Source organism: Methanoregula sp. (assembly GCF_002835825.1).
In the GTDB taxonomy this organism is placed as follows: Archaea; Halobacteriota; Methanomicrobia; order Methanomicrobiales; family Methanospirillaceae; genus Methanoregula.
The window spans coordinates 1-1,960 of sequence record NZ_PIZH01000387.1; the positions used below are offsets into that span (position 1 = coordinate 1).

At 56.0% G+C, this 1,960-nt stretch carries 2 protein-coding genes; both read left to right on the forward strand.

Annotated features, from left to right (window positions below):
- Positions 1-34: 34 nt before the first annotated feature.
- The gene (locus CW742_RS11375; protein WP_292420476.1) at positions 35-1,063 is read left to right on the forward strand and encodes a PEGA domain-containing protein; all 1,029 of its coding nucleotides are present in this window, start codon (positions 35-37) and stop codon (positions 1,061-1,063) included.
- A gap of 130 nt (positions 1,064-1,193) precedes the next feature.
- On the forward strand, positions 1,194-1,960 hold a 767-nt coding region (locus CW742_RS11380; protein WP_292420480.1), incomplete at its 3' end, for a SagB/ThcOx family dehydrogenase.

Genomic DNA, 1,960 nt, shown 5'->3' on the forward strand with positions numbered 1-1,960 from the left:
CATTTACCCTGATAAGATAAGAGGGTGTTTTTCCATGAAGACTATCAACATCGCACTCAGTCTGCTCGTCCTGCTTCTCATTGCGGCTCCCGTAGCTGCGGGACCATCAATCAGTTCCATCAGTCCAACGTACGGCTACACCGGAACCCCGACAACGGTTACGATTTCGGGAACGGAACTCGACGTTTCCTCGGTGGGTGTCAAGCTGATGAAAGGCTCAACAAATATCAGCGATATCCCGATAGTATCGAACACCGCGTCAACCATTGTCTGTACATTTCCATCGGATTTGGCAGTTGGTACCTGGAGTCTTATCGTATGGAACAAAACAGATAGCAGCGAGTCAAACAAGCTTGTAGACATATTCATCGAGCGTGAGGCAATTTCCTTGTCATCGGTATCTCCCGCGAGCGGCCGGACCAACAACGTCAGCACAAAAATTTCCATTGTCGGGGAGGGGCTTTCCCATATTTCCGGTGTATTTATCTATAACTCGGCTTACTCAAATTCCTCAGCCAAGACACCAACCTACGTTTCGGCAACCCGGGTTAACGCTACATTAGACCTGACCGGAAAAAGCCTGGATACGTACCAGGTGTGTGTCGTGGATAATTATAACACACAGAAGTGCGGGCTCTCCTTCAAGGTTACGTCAGATGCTGTCGGGAGCATTGAGGTCGCCTCATCACCCTCTGGTGCTACCTTCTATCTTGATGGGGAAAGTAAGGGAACAACGCCGATAACAATCAATGATCTTGAAGCCGGGGTCTATAAGATCATGGTGAAAAAAGATGGCTATATTGACTGGAACAGGGCCGTGACGATCAAGGATGGCACTACCGCGTCGTATACGGCAAATCTCGAAGTTAAAACCACCGCGACCACCGCGACACCCGCCTCCACGCCAACCACGATACCAACATCCATCAAAGTGACACGAAAGCAGACGACTGCGACCGCAACTCCCTGGCCGAGTGACACCCCAACGCCCGCATCCCCGGTGGATGCCCTTGTCATTGTCGGCGGCATCGGCCTTGCGCTGGTTGCCCTGCGCAGGAAGTAAAGAACCCTGTCCATCCTTTTTTTCGCGAAGCCTTTGGGTAATCGTGTGGCAGGCCCTGCTCCGCTCTTGGTGCCCGGACCTGCTCTGTCCGTTACCAGTTCCGGGCAGCCGGGTTCGTTTCGGAGCTGCGATGCGGGTCCGTCATCGGATCTCCCTCCGGATCCGGGCATGGCAGAAACCCTTATGTTCCGGCATTGCCATCGGTCAGGTTATGAGAATGTTCGTGCCTGTGGCACTGGCCGTCGTCATCATTGCCGGGACGATTGCGGGCATCCTGATCCTTGGCGTTCTATCCGGGCCCCTCATGGTGAACGATCCTTCGAAGGGTGTGCTCCCCACACCGTCAGGAGAGCCGGCCGGTCAATCGTTCATTCCCCTGCCTGCCCCTTCCACGATCGGAACGGTTTCGGTCGAGAAGGCTATCGCAGGCCGCCGTTCGGTGCGGGAGTTTTACGGGCCATTTCCCGGCATCGCCGATATCGCGCAGATGCTCTGGGCCATGCAGGGCGTCACGGGCGAGAGCGGCTACCGGGCAGTACCGTCAGCAGGGGCGCTGTACCCGCTGGAGATCTCTGTTGCCTGCCGCGATCTGCCCGGTCTTTCCGCTGGCGTCTACCACTACCTTCCCGGCTCCCATGCACTTGAGAGGATCGTATCAGGGGATGTGCGGGAAAACCTGCATTCACGCGCCCTGCGGCAGGACGCGTTACGGAATGCGCCGGTCGTCTTTATCATTGCTGCGGATTACAACCGGACAACGCAGAAGTACGGGAGTCGCGGAATACGGTACGTGGACATGGAGGCCGGCCATGCCGCACAGAACCTGTATCTTCAGGCTTACGCCCTTGGGTATGGGACCGTGGCAATCGGGGCCTTTGATGACGACGGCGTGCGCTC

Bases quoted from the DNA above. Each gene is read 5' to 3' on its own strand.
- CW742_RS11375 (WP_292420476.1), top strand. From the start codon at position 35: ATGAAGACTATCAACATCGCACTCAGTCTGCTCGTCCTGCTTCTCATT.